General features: G+C 61.6%; 10 protein-coding genes and 3 pseudogenes. 7 read left to right on the top strand and 6 right to left on the bottom strand.

The annotated features are described in order from the left end of the window. Positions 1-167 precede the first annotated feature (167 nt). A complete protein-coding gene (locus HAP54_RS51040; RefSeq protein ID WP_166217571.1) occupies positions 168-563 on the bottom strand; it encodes a type II toxin-antitoxin system VapC family toxin in 396 nt (131 codons plus the stop codon). Then, positions 563-808 (bottom strand): type II toxin-antitoxin system VapB family antitoxin, encoded by a 246-nt coding sequence (locus tag HAP54_RS51035; protein WP_166293522.1) that lies wholly within the window; start codon positions 806-808, stop codon positions 563-565. The genes HAP54_RS51040 and HAP54_RS51035 overlap by 1 nt, the downstream gene beginning before the upstream one ends. Before the next feature lie 222 nt (positions 809-1,030). Here HAP54_RS51035 and HAP54_RS51030 point away from each other — a divergent pair. The 5 genes and pseudogenes from HAP54_RS51030 to repC all read left to right on the top strand — a co-directional run bounded on the left by HAP54_RS51030 (position 1,031) and on the right by repC (position 7,419). Then, positions 1,031-2,123 (top strand): annotated as a pseudogene (locus HAP54_RS51030) (hypothetical protein). Positions 2,124-2,136: 13 nt separating this feature from the next. Further along, positions 2,137-3,220, top strand: a pseudogene (locus HAP54_RS51025) (site-specific integrase). Between the two features lie 523 nt (positions 3,221-3,743). Beyond that, on the top strand, positions 3,744-4,949 hold the full coding sequence (repA, locus tag HAP54_RS51020) for a plasmid partitioning protein RepA (protein ID WP_166293520.1): 1,206 nt from the start codon (positions 3,744-3,746) through the stop codon (positions 4,947-4,949). Between the two features lie 2 nt (positions 4,950-4,951). Then, the gene (repB, locus tag HAP54_RS51015) at positions 4,952-5,971 is read left to right on the top strand and encodes a plasmid partitioning protein RepB (protein ID WP_166293519.1); all 1,020 of its coding nucleotides are present in this window, start codon (positions 4,952-4,954) and stop codon (positions 5,969-5,971) included. 215 nt (positions 5,972-6,186) lie between these two features. Further along, positions 6,187-7,419, top strand: coding sequence for a plasmid replication protein RepC (repC, locus tag HAP54_RS51010; RefSeq protein ID WP_166293517.1), 1,233 nt, complete (start codon positions 6,187-6,189; stop codon positions 7,417-7,419). Between the two features lie 344 nt (positions 7,420-7,763). Here the strand turns inward: repC and HAP54_RS51005 are convergent, their stop codons facing one another. Both HAP54_RS51005 and HAP54_RS51000 read right to left on the bottom strand, forming a co-directional pair. Further along, on the bottom strand, positions 7,764-9,173 hold the full coding sequence (locus tag HAP54_RS51005) for an integrase catalytic domain-containing protein (RefSeq protein ID WP_166293515.1): 1,410 nt from the start codon (positions 9,171-9,173) through the stop codon (positions 7,764-7,766). Positions 9,174-9,504: 331 nt separating this feature from the next. Then, entirely contained in the window at positions 9,505-9,810 is a 306-nt protein-coding gene (locus HAP54_RS51000; RefSeq protein WP_175619232.1) for a hypothetical protein, read from the bottom strand. Here HAP54_RS51000 and HAP54_RS50995 point away from each other — a divergent pair. Next, the gene (locus HAP54_RS50995; RefSeq protein WP_224742112.1) at positions 9,809-10,096 is read left to right on the top strand and encodes a ParB N-terminal domain-containing protein; all 288 of its coding nucleotides are present in this window, start codon (positions 9,809-9,811) and stop codon (positions 10,094-10,096) included. The two genes, HAP54_RS51000 and HAP54_RS50995, sit on opposite strands and share 2 nt — an antisense overlap. A 98-nt stretch (positions 10,097-10,194) precedes the next feature. Continuing rightward, positions 10,195-11,249, top strand: a pseudogene (locus HAP54_RS50990) (IS630 family transposase). Between the two features lie 22 nt (positions 11,250-11,271). Here the strand turns inward: HAP54_RS50990 and HAP54_RS50985 are convergent. Continuing rightward, positions 11,272-12,171: a type III secretion protein gene (locus HAP54_RS50985; RefSeq protein ID WP_166293513.1), complete on the bottom strand. Its 900-nt coding sequence runs from the start codon at positions 12,169-12,171 to the stop codon at positions 11,272-11,274. 427 nt (positions 12,172-12,598) lie between these two features. Then, on the bottom strand, positions 12,599-13,273 hold the full coding sequence (locus HAP54_RS50980) for a host specificity protein (RefSeq protein WP_224742111.1): 675 nt from the start codon (positions 13,271-13,273) through the stop codon (positions 12,599-12,601). Positions 13,274-13,380 lie beyond the last annotated feature (107 nt).

Genomic DNA, 13,380 nt, shown 5'->3' with positions numbered 1-13,380 from the left:
CGTTGGACACCACGGTGCAAATCAGTGATTCTGAGCTCTGGGAGCCCCGGACATCGCATCGTCTGGGCACCAGATCGGCCTGCGAGCCCGCCATGCTGAGGCGCTTTGCCCTTCCGGAAGACAAAGTCCCCTGCCCTTCCGGTTGCAGGGACGGCCTGGCGGCTGCCTCAGGCGGCCTCGATGTCGGTCTGCGGAAAGTCGCCGCCCTTGAACATCAAGGGCTGGCCCAGATGCCGGGCACAGGCATAGGCAAAGCAGTCCCCGAAATTGAGGCTCGCCGGATGCCGGCCCTTGCCGAACCGGTCGAAGGCGTCGAGCGCGATCCGTGCCGTCTCCGGCGGCACCGCGACCACGGCGATCTCCATCAGCGCGAGATAGTCTTCGACCGCCTCCGCGGCGGCGCTGACCGAAAGTTTCAACACGCGCGCCACCGCGACCGCCGCCTCCCACACCGCCAGCGGCGAGGTCAGACGCGTTCCGGTCTGCTGCAGGCGGGCCAAAAGCTCACGCGCCTCGTCCTCGTCGGTCAACAACGCAGTCAGCGCCGAGGCGTCGATGAACATCAGGTGTCCTCATACAGGCTGTCGCGGAACGCCTTGTCGGCGGGCTGGCCCTGCTCCGGATTGCCCTTGGCGCGCAGATCCCGGCAGAACTGGACGCCGAGGTCGACCAAAGACGGCTTGCCCTGCTCGCGCTCGAGCTCATGGGCGAGTGCGGCGTGCACGGCTTCGGTGAGGCCGATTTTTTTCAGCGCCGCCACCTTGCGTGCCAGCGCATCGGTCTCCGGGTTCTTGATGTGGAAAGCCATGCGTATTCCTCTAGATCGTACCGTGTATCCGTATATATCACCACGGATACACAGAAGGAAGGACCAGTTGGCAGGGCCAACAAGGTCTTGGGCTCCGCTGATTCGACCCCTGCTCAGGGCCACGCGGTGCGGCCTATCGATCGACGCTACGGAAATGCCGGCAATCCCGCCAAAGCGCGCGGCCGTCGCGGCGTGTGAGGTGGCTTTTATGGTCAATAGTCAATGAACGCCTCCCCTCTCCGTCTCCCTGACGCTGGTTCCATCGAGGCCGTCCTCGCAGACCTCGACCCGGCCTCGGCTGACGACGACCTCATCCCAGCCCTCGCCCACGCCTTCGAAGGTTTTCAGTTCAGCGTCGCGCGGATCGACGATGACTACTGGCGCGACACCCGTTCGGTAATTCGACCGGATGGCACGCGGATTGGCGAACTGCGGCCCTGGATGACGGCGGAGCTCGCCAAAGGACGGCGGCGCCATCGATGCGCTTTGGCGCCGCCTGAAAGAGACGGACCTGCAGATCACCGAGTGGCGCGGCACCAGCGCGCTTGTCTTCGCGCCGACCGGGCCAGGCGCAGCCGACTATGTTCAGATCGCGCTCGGACGAGAAATCGAATGGCGAGCCGGCCCGATCGTCAATCCGAACTACCGCCCGTTTGGCCAAGAGGAACTGCTCGATCCGAGCTGGCCCCGCACCGATCAGCCACCTCAGTCGGATCGCCTGGCCGGTCCGGTCTATCGCCTCCTCGGCCGAGCCGGCGGCGCGGTGATCCACGTCCGCAGTTTTCTCGATCGTTGCGGCCGCATCGAACGCGAGAAACGCGAAGCCAAGCGGCCCGAGATGGAGGGGCGTGTCATTCGCGAACTCGGACCTTGGGGGACGCGCGAAACCCCGTTTCTCGAGGCGGTCCCGGACTGGTTCGACTACGTGCCTCGGGAGCTACGGTTCTTTCGGGACTGGGAGGACTCGAGCGCCAGGCCGCATCGCGTCTTCGAACATTGGGCGCTCGATGTCCGCGATTATACGCACAAGGGAGAGCGCGAAGTCGGCTTTGTCCCCCGGCCGCTGCAGCCGCTGGCCGAGCGCCTAGCGCCGCCAAAGGATGCGTCCATTCATATCCTGATGGACCGGATCGAGGCCGTGGACCGCGAGATCGGCCTGCCCTTCGGCTGGTTCTTCCTGATGACCCACGGCCACTGGGTCGATCCCGACGTCGGCCTGGCGATTGCGCAAGGCCTGAAGGCGCAGCGCGTGCGCCTGCCCGACCCCGACGCCCGCGTGTTGCTGCGCTGGGCGGATCGAACTTACGGCTTCTGACCGAGCGACGCCGATGGACGACATCACCTCCCGCGCGCTGATCTCCGACCCCGAAACCCGGCGGGCGGTGCAGCTCGATACGCTCTCGGCGATCCTGCCGATGGAACGGCGCGACCGGCTCGCCGAGCTCCTGACCGACGACGACGTCGAAACGCTGAAGCACCTCGCGCGCGAGGGCATGGGCGAGAATAGTCTGCGGGCGCTAGCCTCGGACCTCGCCTATCTCGAAGCCTGGGCGATGGTGGCGACCGGCGCGGCGTTGCCGTGGCCAGCGTCGGAGAGTTTGGCGTTGAAATTCGTGGCGCATCATCTGTGGGACCCGGCCAGGCGCGAGACCGGCCCGCAGCACGGCATGCCGGCTGATGTCGCGGAATGGATGCGCGCCGAGGGCTTGCTGCGGAGCGACGGGCCGCATGCGCCGAGCACCGTCAAACGCCGGCTGGCGGTGCGGGCCTCTCCGCGGCCCCGCCGGCGCAAGAGCAAGCGCGCGGTGACGCGGGACATCCTGGACCGACTGACCGCGACCTGCTCCTCAGACCGGCTCGCTGACACCCGCGATCTGGCAATACTTCTACTCGCCTTTGCCTCCGGCGGACGTCGGCGTAGTGAGGTCGACCGGCTCCGCGTCGAGCAGCTCACGGACGAGCCGTCCGTGCCCCTCCATCCACGAGATCCGAAGTCGCCGGCTCTGCCGTGTCTTGCGATCCAGCTCGGTCGGACCAAGACCGACGATGCGGACGATGAGGGAAGGGTGCTCCTAGTCGGGCGTCCAGTCGAGGCACTGCGCGAATGGCTGGAACGGGCCGATATCAAGAAGGGGCCGGTGTTTCGTGCCATCGACCGGTGGGAGGCCATCGAAGAGAGGGCGCTGACGCCGCAATCCATCAACCTGATCGTGAAGCGCCGCTGCGCGATGGCGGGGCTCGAGGCGAGGGAGTTTTCCGCGCACGGCCTAAGGTCCGGGTATCTGACGGAGGCGGCGCCTGCGCGGTGTGACTCTTCCCGAGGCGATGCAGCAATCCCAGCATCGCTCGGTGCAACAGGCAGCCAGCTACTACAATGAGGCTGAGCGCAGTCAAGGCGCGCCGCCCGCTTAGGAGTTTAGCAGCCGATGCGGCTGAGTTGTCAGCATACAACTCCCAGCGTGATGCCTCTTCGTTTCTAGTCCGAAGTTTGCACTTGCAATCCGCAGAAGGCCGAATCGAATGTGTCGCTTGGAGAGAAATCTACCTGCCGGTTGTTCTTAAATCGGACGCTTATAATTCGATTCTGAAGCCTCGGCGTCCGTTGGACGCAGCAGTCCAATGCCATTGGCGAAGACCATTTGCGAAATCCGGCGAGTCGGAATCAGTCGGTTGCTTGCCCGCCGACGCAAACTCGGTTCAGTATGCGGCGAGCTGATTCGGGAAACGGCCCCGCGGTCGTTAAGTTGTCAGCGTACAACTACATGCTCCTCGGGCTGATTAATATGCGACGACGCCGAGTAGTGTCGCAACACCCGTGGCTGTTAACTTCTCGTTAACTCAATAATCCTTGCGGCGTCGAAAGAATCGGGCATTACTCGCCATCAGCGCTTTTTGAGGCCAACTGCTCAAAAATTCGCAGATGCAGAGATCAGGAATGCCGACCTCGCCTATGACCCTGGAACAGAATGTCCGCGATCTGCGGTCGCTGATCAATGCGGATGCGGCGGAGCTATCGACGCGGTTGCGTGCGCAACAGCTTCGCGACTTTCCGCCCGCCGCTCAGAAGACCATACGCCGCTTTTCCCCCGCGGAAGCCGCGCGCTTTATCGGCATCGCCGAGGGCTATCTTCGGCAGCTCGTATCGGAAGGGAAGGGACCCCCCGCGCCACCCAACAGCCGTCGGAGCTACTCGATCGAAGACATCGACGCGCTGCGCGGAGACCTCGATAGTACCGGTAAAGGTGCCCGCCGATACGTCCCGCACCGACGCGACGCCGAGGCGCTGCAGGTCATCTCGGTAATGAACTTCAAGGGCGGTAGCGGCAAAACCACCACTGCAGCACATCTCGCCCAGTATCTTGCATTCCGCGGCTACAGGGTCCTTGCAATTGACCTCGATCCGCAAGCTAGCCTCTCGACTCTCTTCGGGCATCAACCCGAACTTGATGTAGGCGAGAATGAAACGATCTATGGCGCCATTCGCTACGACGCCGACCGCCGGGAGATGCCAGAGATCGTTCGCGGCACCTACATTCCGAACCTGCACATCGTTCCTGGGCAGCTCGAACTCATGGAGTTCGAACATGAGACGCCCAAGGCGTTGATAGCACGAGAGAGCAACGATTCACTGTTTTTCGCTAGGATCGGCGAAGCTCTGGCCCAAGTTAGTGATGCCTACGATGTTGTGGTGATCGATTGTCCCCCGCAACTCGGTTTCCTCACGCTCTCCGCGCTATGCGCAGCGACGGCAGTCCTGATCACAGTGCATCCCCAGATGCTCGATGTGATGTCGATGTCTCAGTTCCTCAACATGACGGGGAGCCTTCTCGACGTCGTCGCGAACGCCGGCGGCGCCACTCAATATGATTGGATGCGCTATCTGGTCACTCGCTACGAGCCTAGCGATGGACCACAGACGACGATGGTCGGCCTGATGCGCTCTATCTTCGGCTCGCGCGTGTTCACACACCCCATGGTAAAGAGCACCGCGATCGCCGATGCCGGCCTCACCAAGCAGACCCTCTACGAGGTTGAGCGGCAACAGTTCACCCGGGGCACCTATGATCGCGCCATCGAAGCGCTCGATCTCGTGAACGGGGAAATCGAAGGCCTGATCAAACAGGTCTGGGCTAGGAGCTGATCATGGCGCGCAAGATCAACTTCGATCCACCCACGGCGGACGCCTCGGCGCAGCGAGCAGAAGTGCACGAAGCAGCCCCGCAGCGCTCGCGACCTCTTCTCGGACTTGAACGCCCGATCAAACAATCGAGCGCCCTCGGGGCAATATCGCAGTCGTTGGGCGGTATCTCCGAGAAGGTCAAGCGCGCGGAAGAAATCGAGCAAAAGCTCATCGAAGGTCAGGTCATCGTCGAACTCGACCCCGCGCTGATTGATAACTCCTTCGTACCCGATCGCATGGAGGCTACCGAGGAGCAGAATGTCGCCTTCCGCGAGCTCATCCGTGAGCACGGGCAGAACGTCCCAATCCTGGTTCGCCCGAAGCCGAATGGCGCTGAGCGCTACGAGGTCGCATTCGGCCATCGCCGTCTGCGGGCGGCCCGCGAACTGGGCATAAAGGTGAGGGCAGTGGTTCGCTCCCTCACTGATGAGCAACTCGTCATCGCGCAGGGCCAAGAGAACAGCGGCCGCACCGATCTGACCTTCATCGAGCGCGCACGCTTCGCAGCGCGGCTGGAGGATCGGAAATTCTCCCGCGAAATCATCATGGCGTCGCTCAACGTGGACAAGGCTGCGCTCTCGCGCCTCATCGCGATTGCGACCAGGATCCCGGCCCCGGTCATCGACGCCATCGGGCCCGCGCCAGCCTTCGGCCGCGTGCGCTGGCAAGAGCTAACCGACCTCTTGGAGCGAGATAACAATCGTGTGCGCGCACTTGAGATAGTCAAAATTCCGACATTCAGAGCACTGGACTCCGACAAGCGCTTCGAGACGCTCGCAGATGGCCTGCGCGAGAAGACGTCGCGCGCCCGCGCCGAAACGTGGGCCGCCAAGGATGGAACGCACGCCGCGAAGGTCTCTCGCGCCGGAAAGAAGCTTACTCTGATATTCGACGATCGCGTCGCTCCGAGGTTTGGCGACTTCGTCCGAGAGCGGTTGCAAGCCCTTTACGACGAGTTCAAAGCCGCCGACCCACCGGCATAACCGAACTTGCCTGGTCGGAATGAGCCGACCGGATCAAGACCACCGCAACTACATCGGAGAACCGTAGGCAAAAGAAAAAGGCCCCCGTCACGTCGCCGTTCCGGAAGCCCCTTCTTTGTATTGGCATTCAAAGAATCGCACTTCCGCGAATCACTGTCAAGCGTTCTGGCGCCGTTTCGGCGAGCGGATTTTCTTTGCCCAACTGAGGCAAAGACATGCAGTCACACTCTCCAACGACGCCCTTTGGGCGGCGATCGCTGACGCTTGCCCATGTGGCAAGCCAGATGGTCGCAACCGAACGTCCTCCCGAAAAGATCGTGCACAAGTGGAAGATCTTCCACGCCATCTGCACGGCACGGCCGCGCCTAGGCGTGTCGGAGCGCTCGCTCTCGGTCCTAAACGCGCTGCTGACCTTCCATCCCGAAACCGCCCTGACAGGGGAGGATGATCTGATCGTCTTCCCCTCGAACCATCAACTCACTCGGCGAGCGCACGGCATGCCGGCATCGACGCTGCGGCGTCATCTCGCCGTGCTGGTCGACGCCGGGCTGATCGTTCGGCGCGACAGTCCCAATGGCAAGCGGTATGCGCGGAAGGACGACGCCGGCGAAATCGAGCTCGCCTTCGGCTTCGATCTGTCGCCGCTGGTCGTGCGGTCAGAGGAGTTCGAGAGCCTGGCGGCCGATATCGAAGCCGAGGCCCGCGCACTCAAGCTCGTACGAGAGCGCATCACGCTGTGCCGGCGCGACATCGCGAAGATGATTGCAACTGGCATCGAGGAAGCCGTCCCGACGCGGAGGGGAGGGCAGGGGCCTGCCGATTGGCAGGTCGTGCACGCCGCCTTCCGCGCGATAGTCGATCAGATTCCGCGCACGGCCACGCGTCAGCAGCTCGAGCCGATTGCCGACGAGTTGTCTCAGCTTGCCGACGACGTACTCAATCTTCTGGAAGCACACGTCAAATCCAAGAATCCGAGCGCCAATGAGTCCCATTCTGAGCGCCACATACAGAATTCAAAACCAGACGCCCCTATTGATCTTGAACCTGTACTTCGAAAAGGCAGGGCGGCGGGAGCTGAGCCCAAACCTCAATCCTCGCGAGTCGGGGAGGGGGCGTATCCGTTAGGAATGGTCCTGAGTGCGTGTCCAGACATCGTTGATTATGCGAAGGGTGGGGTTTCGAACTGGCGCGATTTCCTGGCCACAGCGGCCGTTGTACGATCGATGCTCGGGATCAGTCCGAGCGCCTGGGAGGATGCGCAAAAGGTTATGGGAGAGGTCCCCGCAGCCATCGTCGTGGCGTGTATCCTGCAGCGCGGGACGGCGATCAATTCCGCCGGCGGCTATCTGCGCGGTCTGACGCGAAAAGCCGAGGTCGGCGAATTTTCGCTTGGCCCGATTCTGATGGCGCAGATCAATTCTCGCCGGCGAGACAAGCAGCGGGCGTGAGGCGGAGAGGCGCCGTCCCAGACGTTGCCTTTTTCGTGTGATCGAAAATGCCCGCACTGACCCAGCTGCTGCGCTGGGTCGACGCAAGGCCGTTCAGAGAGACCGTCATGGCAAAACACCCTCCAATGGCCCTCACGCCGTTTTTCCAGCCTCGTGATGAAGGGGCTGCGGAGCAACGGATGTGCTCGCCCCCATCTATCTTGAGGACTATTCGATCAAGGGCGTCAAAGATCTGATGCAGACCGTGATCGGCGTGCAGAGGCGCTATGGCCGCCAGGACACGAAGTTCCTCGGTGTCAATCGGCCTGCAAATTTGACCCCTCGTATTGCCTCAGGAAGTAATGTTACCCGGGATGAAGGTCTACGAACTGCCCCAGACCGGTCTCGAGCCGCGGCCAGCTCGGTGGAGAGGCTGTGGGCGGGGCGGAGTGCTCATCACACGCAGCGCCGTCCACAGCCTCGGGCCGTATTTCATCCACGGGCATGGATACGATGGCTGTCTCCGCCACCTTCCGCCGGAGGGACCGAAGCAGGCGCTGAACGATCGAATGCTGCTTGTCGCTGAACATCGAAGGATCGATCGTGGCGAGCCTGCCCACGATGGCCAGTGCAGTGAGCTGTGGCTCGACGGCGAGCCAGTTCTCGATGATCGCGAGATGGGGATCGAGCTTCGAGGGCATGCGAATACGCTTTTTGTATCGCCGTTTCGGCCGGCGGTGCGTGGCCCGCACTTCGGCGGTGTTTGCCGCCGTGCCGAGCGATCGGGCAAACGAGAGCGGATCAGCCGGCGATACGGTGGGAACCTTCGCAAGACCGCGCTTGCCGATCCGTTCGCCGAGCTCTTCCTGCGCCGTGCGGATCGTGGCAAGCAATTGTATGGGATCGAGAGTCCGATACGTCTGGCGCAGACGGCGCTTGACCGCTGATGGGAGTTTCGGGTGCCCCAGTGCACGTTCGTATGGTGTGGCAGGCGGATGATAGCGTTTGATGATCTTGGCACCCTCGCGGCGCTTCTCTTTGAGCTTGAATGACGGCTGGAAGAAGTTCACCAGCAGGCGCGCCGCCGCGTAGAGACGTGCCATCACGCGGGCCGTCTCGACCCCGTCGAAGCGCCCGTATCCGACGAGCCGCCGGACCACCGCACCGTTCTTCTGCTCCACGAAAGCCTGATCGTTCTTTTTGTAGGCACGTGACCGCGTTACCTCGATCTTCTGTGCTCGGCACCATGGAACGACGACGTCGTTCATGAACGCGCTGTCGTTATCGAAGTCGGCGCCACAGATCACCCACGGGAACAGGCCCTGTGCTCGCGTCATCGCTTCCACGACGAGGCTGCCATCGCGTGTCACCAGGGGCAGGCATTCCGTCCATCCTGTTGCGATGTCCACCATGGTCAAAGTCTGGATAAACGAGCCGGCGACGCTGGTCCCACCGTGCGCGACCATGTCGATCTCGCAAAAGCCTGGCGGCGGGTTTGCCCAGTCATTGAAAGTGCGGATCGGCACCTCGCGTCGAATCGCCGAGTAGAATCCGACTCGCCGCCGGCGCCCCCCAGCAGCCGCAATTTTAACGTCGATCAACATCCGATCGATCGTCGCCGCGCTCAGAGTTGTCAGCAGCGCACGCTCTGCGCTCGTTGGCTTCAGCCGGCCATGCCGCTCGAGTGCGGGCAACAGCACTGGGATCATCGATACGAGGCGCTTACCGCAGACGCGATCGGAGGCTTCCCACAGCGCGATCAGCGCGTCGCGCACGCTGGCGTATTTGCGTCGCCGACTTGTCGCTGGTTCGGTTGGGCTCGTTGCCCCTTCGTCCAGTGGTGGTCTGGGCCTGTCCCTTCCGGCAACCGACAGTGCTCGCACCGCGTGCTTGCGGTGCCAACCCGTCGTTGCTGTCAACTCGTCAAGGATCCGTCCCTTCTCAACTCGTCCAGCCGCACGGTAGCGCCTCGCCACCACGGCCAACACCTCGCGCCTTGCGCCCATGCTGATCCCGCTCGCCATTGGCGCCACCGACCTGATTCGGTAACGCCGCCCCAGTCATCAGCGGAATTGTTCGGTAACATTTTCGATGAGGCAATGCGGGTCAATTTTGGACGCCGATCCCCCGGCTTAGGGGGTCAATATTGCAGGCCGAATGACATTCCTCGGCCTGCTGCCTTCGAACTTCAACACGAAATCGCCTCGTCAAAGGGCGCATCTTGAGCAACTCTTGCGTGAGGCTGGCAAATATGTGTTCCCGGGCCAGATCGTTGCCAGGGACGGCTACGCTGAGGCCGTTGCGGAACGCCTGCCGGTCGGGAAGCTGAAGCGCCGCTCTGCGCAGGAAGCTGGTCGGGAAATCCGCGATGTTCTCGCCAAGATCGTCGCGCAGATGAACGAGCCGGTACATGGCGCTTGATCTCAGCTTTAAGCCGCTCATCGACGCCGCGGAAGATGGTGCTGCCATCGGGCAACCGATTTGCGTCGCCATCGACCGTATTGACGAAGATCCGGACCAGCCCCGTCGCAGCTTCGACGAACAGAAGCTCGAGGAGCTTGCGGAATCGGTCCGTCAGTATGGTGTGTTGCAACCGATCGTGCTGCGGCAAGCGACGGAGGAAGTGCGCGCCGAGTGGACAATGATCTGCACCGTCCATAACCTCCTCAAGCTGTTCAACCTCGCAAACGCAGCCTGAGCCTGCTACTCTACAACAAATGCCCGTCACGAAAACATATCTGGACGGGCTCCTAGTACCCACTTTTCTTGGAACGTGAGTCGTGATTCAAGATATGGATGATCCCCGAAGCAAGAGAAGTCCACCTTTCGCGGAGAGACCGCAAGGTTCTTGAGGCGTGCTGTCGCTCGCCGGTGACGCTGCAGCGCGATTTGAAGCGGGCGCGGATAGTTCTGTTGGCGGCGGACGGGCGCAGCACCCGCTCGATCGCCAAAGAAGTCGGAGTCCAGCCGCGGATTGGCGACACCGCTATGCCGATCATGGCCTTGAAGGACTGCACGACAAGCCGCGGCCCGGCAAGCAGCCGATCTATACGAAGGCCACCGACAAGCGGATTCTGAAGCTGCTGGATAAGCCGCCACCGCAGGGGTTTGCGCGCTGGACTGGCCCGCTGCTGGCCGAGGCGCTGGGCGATGTTGATGTCCAATATGTCTGGCGGTTCCTGCGTAGCCACAAGATTGACCTTGCGGCTCGCAAGTCCTGGTGCAAGAGCAACGACCCGAACTTTACGGCCAAAGCCGCCGATGTTGTTGGCCTCTACGTCGTCCCGCCCGCGAAGGCCATTGTGCTATGCGTGGACGAGAAGCCCTCGATCCAAGCTTTAGAGCGAGCGCAGGGTTATCTGAAGTTGCCCAATGGCCGCGCCTTGACCGGCCAGAGCCACGATTACAAGCGGCATGGCACTACGACATTGTTTGCGGCGCTCGAAGTCGCCACCGGAAAGATCATCGCGGCTCATTCAAAACGCCGTCGCCGCGTCAAGTTCCTCGACTTCATGAACGGCGTTATCGCGGCCTTTCCGGGCCGAAAGCTTCACGTCATCCTCGACAACCTCAACACCCACAAGAAAAACGAGCACTGGCTCAAGGCCCACCCCAACGTGCAATTTCATTTCACGCCGACAAGCGCGTCCTGGCTCAATCAGGTTGAGGTCTGGTTCTCGATCTTGCAGGGGCAGTCACTTAGCGGCACCTCCTTCACAAGCCTCAAGCAGCTGCAGGAACACATCAATGCCTACGTCAACGCCTACAACGACAAAGCTGAGCCCTTCGTCTGGACCAAGAAAAAGGTCCGTCAACGCCGTTTCAAAGGCCGCCGTATCACTCAGCTCTGATTCCGGGTACTAGACGCAGATCTCACGCGGGCCCACACCAATATTCCGGCGGCACCACCGGCGGACGATCCTGATGGTCTAGGAGCCCAACCTGTTCCAGCACCGAGTGAATAAAATGCGGGGCGCCCGCCTCGTGGGGAGACAGCCCATAGAATTCCTGCGCCGCCATCGAGACCAACTGCTCCTGCTGTTCCCGCGGAATCTGCTCTAGGGCTTCCCTCGCTTTTGCGGCGAACTCGGCCGACACTACCTGAGTTTCTAAAAAGCGATCCTGTTGGGTCGGATTTCGGCGCAAATGCTCCAGCCAATTTGCTGTGTGTTCGTCTTTGTCCGGGTGGACGAGAGGTATCAGCTGTTCGAGCCGATCTTTCAACCACAGGGCGCCGTCCTTGTCGAGACTCAGGTCCTCTCCCTCCACCTGGACGTTCGCCCACGCGCTGTCTTTCAGCCGCACCGCCGGGCCGTTCGACCAGCCGTCCTGCACGATGGTCGTCTCTCCATCGCGTCCGTTGCCGCGGCGTAGCTCGTTCCATGCGTGTCCAGTTCGCGTGGCCGAGATGGTGTGATCGGCGTTCAATTCCATAATTTCCACCTCGCCGCCTGCATTCACGACCGATTCACCATCGCGCAAATGCGGCGCGTGCGAGACTGCAGCGAGGCGCGCGAATTGATCGCAAAAGCCTGCGCCCAGCGCGCCCGCCAATGCCATCTGGTTGTCGCGATCGAGGCCGCGGTAGGCCAGACGTGCGCCTACGACGTTGTGCCCGTGGGACGGCTCGCCATCCGCATGAACGTTGCCGCGTCCGTGCCTGAGGAGCAGGCGAACGTCGTGCACTGTCTGACCGGCCGCGGTGATCCGAGCGGGGCTTCTGACCGGATCGCCAGTCATCATGGCCGCAATGAGGTAGGCGAGTTGCTGCATCTCATGTCGCTGTAGTGCCACACCGCGTCGTTGTTGCAACGTGTTCGGCGACGTTCCCAGAGCGACTCGGGGAGCCATCGCGGCCGGTTCCGATGCCGTCGCAGCCGGTCCCGATGCCGTCGAAATTAGCGCGGACCATTGGCGATCGCTGGCGCCGCTGTCGCTGCGGGCCGTTGAGTGCGAGGCGCCGTCGGCGCTCGAACTATCATAAGGCGAGCCTACTCCTGAAGGCTTTGAACAACAAATTCCCACAAGCAATCTCCTTTATGCTGATGAAATTTCACTGCACCAATGCCCCTACAGAGGAGCTCAGGCGGCACCGTTAAGCTAACGGATTGGAGCGGCCGGGATATCCCCTTCGCGCCCGGCACGCGGAAAACGGAACATGATAGCCTTCATGCACATTCCCTTTAGTCTATCTAGACTCTCATTCCGCCGGTCCTCCGCGGAAATTGAGCGCCCGCGCCACGTACCAAGAAAGATCATCGTCGGACGACTCTGACTCGACACATCCTTCGTCTTCGTCGCTACTTCGTTCAACGGGATCCTCGCTCTCGGCTTGAAGATACAGCCGGGGCTTGTCTGCCCGCTGCCATTCACCCTCGTTGTTCATCGTCCACTTATCGGACCGTTTAGGGTCAAGCACGAACTGGTTCTCCCCCACGTCAACAAAGCCCATCTGCTCCAGACGGGGCTTCGCCGCATCGTTAGCAGGACGTGACATGATCAAAGGCTTCTTGCCGTCGAGCCGAAGTTGATGTTCGAGCAGAACGTCGCCCGCGTTCTCAACGAGCGGATGCGCAACTCGAAGAGCCACGACCGATGAAATGTTTTTTCGGTCCGGAAAGTATTCCTTCTGCCACTCTTCCCCTTTGATGCGAAATCCTGGGTCCATCCTTAGGAGCCCGACGCTCTTATCGCCCAACTGATAGCTGAAGTACTTCGAACCCGCCTCGTCATCTACGGTCGCACCGACTCTAGCGACAATTGCGGTGCGCTCAGCTTTTGAGGACACGAAATCCGAGTACTCCTGAGGATTATTGGCTATGTGCCTGACGTCGACACCATAGAAGTCCCTCAACTCTTGCCTGAACTCATTCACTGTCCATCTCGTAGATAGAAGGTTCAGCGGTAAGGGAATACGGCCGTGTCGCTGACGACGAACTAGTGCCGGTCAAGCGATTCCGTAAACCTCTGATTATCTGCTGC

Origin of the sequence: Bradyrhizobium sp. 2S1, from assembly GCF_011516625.5 — a bacterium.
Classification (GTDB): domain Bacteria; phylum Pseudomonadota; class Alphaproteobacteria; order Rhizobiales; family Xanthobacteraceae; genus Bradyrhizobium; species Bradyrhizobium septentrionale.
This window is presented reverse-complemented; position numbering and strand designations above follow the sequence as displayed.

Excerpts from the sequence above, each read along its gene's own strand:
- HAP54_RS50985 (WP_166293513.1), bottom strand. The coding sequence starts at position 12,171 with ATGCAGCAACTCGCCTACCTCATTGCGGCCATGATGACTGGCGATCCG.
- repA (WP_166293520.1), top strand. The coding sequence starts at position 3,744 with ATGCCGACCTCGCCTATGACCCTGGAACAGAATGTCCGCGATCTGCGG.
- repB (WP_166293519.1), top strand. The coding sequence starts at position 4,952 with ATGGCGCGCAAGATCAACTTCGATCCACCCACGGCGGACGCCTCGGCG.
- HAP54_RS51035 (WP_166293522.1), bottom strand. The coding sequence starts at position 808 with ATGGCTTTCCACATCAAGAACCCGGAGACCGATGCGCTGGCACGCAAG.
- HAP54_RS51000 (WP_175619232.1), bottom strand. The coding sequence starts at position 9,810 with ATGTACCGGCTCGTTCATCTGCGCGACGATCTTGGCGAGAACATCGCG.
- HAP54_RS51040 (WP_166217571.1), bottom strand. The coding sequence starts at position 563 with ATGTTCATCGACGCCTCGGCGCTGACTGCGTTGTTGACCGACGAGGAC.
- repC (WP_166293517.1), top strand. The coding sequence starts at position 6,187 with ATGCAGTCACACTCTCCAACGACGCCCTTTGGGCGGCGATCGCTGACG.
- HAP54_RS50995 (WP_224742112.1), top strand. The coding sequence starts at position 9,809 with ATGGCGCTTGATCTCAGCTTTAAGCCGCTCATCGACGCCGCGGAAGAT.